General features: G+C 66.2%; 3 protein-coding genes. 2 read left to right on the top strand and 1 reads right to left on the bottom strand.

Annotation, left to right across the window (positions count from 1 at the left end; all coding sequences use genetic code 11):
- Nucleotides 1-150: 150 nt before the first annotated feature.
- Nucleotides 151-702, bottom strand: coding sequence for an HPF/RaiA family ribosome-associated protein (locus tag AAC023_RS14335; protein WP_339741966.1), 552 nt, complete (start codon nucleotides 700-702; stop codon nucleotides 151-153).
- A gap of 170 nt (nucleotides 703-872) precedes the next feature.
- Here AAC023_RS14335 and AAC023_RS14330 point away from each other — a divergent pair, with 170 nt between their 5' ends.
- Both AAC023_RS14330 and AAC023_RS14325 read left to right on the top strand, forming a co-directional pair.
- Nucleotides 873-1,574, top strand: a complete 702-nt coding sequence (locus AAC023_RS14330; protein WP_339741964.1) for an alpha/beta family hydrolase — start codon at nucleotides 873-875, stop codon at nucleotides 1,572-1,574.
- Entirely contained in the window at nucleotides 1,564-2,220 is a 657-nt protein-coding gene (locus AAC023_RS14325) for a phosphoribosyltransferase (protein ID WP_339741962.1), read from the top strand. The genes AAC023_RS14330 and AAC023_RS14325 overlap by 11 nt, the downstream gene beginning before the upstream one ends.
- The last annotated feature ends 195 nt before the right edge of the window (nucleotides 2,221-2,415 follow it).

Below are 2,415 nucleotides of genomic sequence, written 5' to 3'. Positions count from 1 at the left end.
CGGCATCACCGCCCCGATCGCCAGCGCCACCAGTCTCGAACAGCTCGACGAACTGTTCGGCTCGCTGACGCTGCAGCTGAGCGCGGAGCAATTGGCGCGGCTGGACGCGGCGCAGGTCTAGGGCGGCAAGCGACGCACCCCGGCGCGCCGTCAGCCGCCAATCTTCACCGTGCTGGCCTGCGGTCCCTTATTGCCGACGGTTTCGGCAAAGGTGACGCGGGTACCGGGCTCCAGATCGGACATCTGGCCGTTCACCACACTATTCCTGTGAAAATAGATCTCGCGCCCGTCATCGGTGTCGAGAAAGCCGAATTCGCCCGAGGCATCGATATTGCGCACGGTGGCTGCCGGCGCGGGATCGTGATGTTTGACATCGCCGCGGATCTTGCGGGCGCGGTCCTGCAGCCGGCGCCGGGCACGCCTGAAGGCGTCATTGATCGCGAATGTCACATCGCCATGGCGCTCGTCGAGATGCGGCGTGCGGCTGATATTGACCTCATGTCCGCCGGGCAGGGAGAGATGGATATTGAGCTCATAGGGAGCGCCGGTGCGGTGGTGCCCGCCGGGCCCTTTGAGCACGGCCCGCGCCGCGATGATATGCCCGAACCGGGTTTCGAGCTCGTCGACGCGCTCGCCAATGCTCGCCTGCAATTTCGGGTTCGGCTCCATGCCCTGGAAGTCGATCTGCAGCGGAGTGTCCATGCCATTCTCCCTGAGTTTCTTCTTGAGACAGACGGGGAGGATAACAGGCTGCAACCCCGCCTTGGAAGAAATATCGGGCCGGCAAACCGCTGGCGCAAGCGCGACCTTTTGACCGTGCCGCGCGCTTGCGTTTGGAATCCGGCTGCCGCCCAACTAGAATGGATGGCGTCATGACAGCTTCAAAACCACCTCATTCCAGCGCGCCGATCGCCACCGCCGAAGTCACGATTCCCCCCTTGGGCCTGCGCGGCATATTGCGCTGGCCGGACAATCCCGCCGGTCTGGTGATCTTCGCCCATGGCAGCGGTTCCAGCCGGCTCAGCCCGCGCAATAACCACGTCGCCGAGGCACTGAGCGCGGCGGGACTGGCAACGCTGTTGTTCGACCTCCTGAGCCCGGCCGAAGAGGCCGACCGCGCCAATGTGTTCGATATTCCCGTCCTCGCCGGCCGGCTGACGGGCGTGATCGACTGGAGCGGCGGAATCGCGGAAATGGCCCGCCTGCCCCTCGGCCTGTTCGGGGCCAGTACCGGCAGTGCCGCCGCCCTGATGGCCGCCGCCGAGCGCCCCGACCGGATCGCTGCCATCGTCTCGCGCGGCGGGCGGCCGGATCTGGCCCGGGATGCGCTGCCGGCGGTTCGCGCCCCGACCCTGCTGATCGTCGGCGGTGCCGATGGCGAGGTCGTGACCCTGAACGAGGCCGCAGCCGCGCGACTGGGAGACCGGGCACGGATGGTCGTGGTGCCCGGTGCCACGCATCTCTTTCCCGAACCGGGCACCCTCGACGCCGTCGTCGCGGCGGCGCGCGACTGGTTCCTGGGCCATCTTGCAGGGCCAGCTATTGGCAGAAAAGGTCGAGACAATGCCGTTTGAAAATCGAACCGATGCCGGCGAACAGCTGGCCCGGGCCCTGACGCTCTACAAGGGGCAGGATATCATCGTGCTGGCACTGCCGCGCGGCGGCGTGCCGGTGGCAGCCGAGGTGGCACGGCATCTAAGCGCGCCGCTCGATCTGCTGCTGGTGCGCAAGATCAGCGTGCCCCTGCAGCCGGAACTGGCGATGGGCGCCATTCTCGATGGCAGCGATCCTATTATCGTGCGCAATGAAAACGTGATCCGGATGTATCGGATTTCCGAGGATGTATTCGAAGAGGTCCGCGAGCGCGAACTGATCGAACTGGAGCGCCGCCGCGAAGCCTATCTGGGCGACCGCACCAGCATAGGGATCAAGGGCCGCATCGCGATCATCGTCGACGACGGCATCGCCACCGGCGCCACCGTGCGCGCCGCCCTCAAGGGCCTGCGCCTGCGCGGCCCGAAACAGATCGTCCTCGCCATCCCCGTTGCGCCGCCCGACACGGTGGCGCAGCTGCGGCGCGAGGTCGACGATCTGGTGTGTCTGGAACAGCCGGCCGGCTTCGGGGCGATCGGCATGTATTATCGCGATTTCGGCCAGGTTTCCGACGCGGAGGTGGTCGCGCTGCTGGCTACGGCAACCAAGTCCGGCTATGCGCCATAGCGTTCCGCCGCGACGCCGGGTCGAAACCATCTTCCCCGGGACGCCTTCACCGGTTACATCTGTCTGACGAACCACGCCGAATCCCGGCCTAAAGAAAGAAACCCACCATGTCCGCCTATCCCCTCACCATGCTCGGCACACTCGCCGTCGTCCTGATTACCCTGATCTTCGCGGCCCGTACCGGGCAGGCGCGCG

This window comes from uncultured Maricaulis sp., from assembly GCF_963976135.1.
GTDB lineage: Bacteria > Pseudomonadota > Alphaproteobacteria > Caulobacterales > Maricaulaceae > Maricaulis.
This window is presented reverse-complemented; position numbering and strand designations above follow the sequence as displayed.

Coding starts and splice junctions, on each gene's coding strand:
- AAC023_RS14335 (WP_339741966.1), bottom strand. CDS start 702: ATGGACACTCCGCTGCAGATCGACTTCCAGGGCATGGAGCCGAACCCG.
- AAC023_RS14325 (WP_339741962.1), top strand. CDS start 1,564: ATGCCGTTTGAAAATCGAACCGATGCCGGCGAACAGCTGGCCCGGGCC.
- AAC023_RS14330 (WP_339741964.1), top strand. CDS start 873: ATGACAGCTTCAAAACCACCTCATTCCAGCGCGCCGATCGCCACCGCC.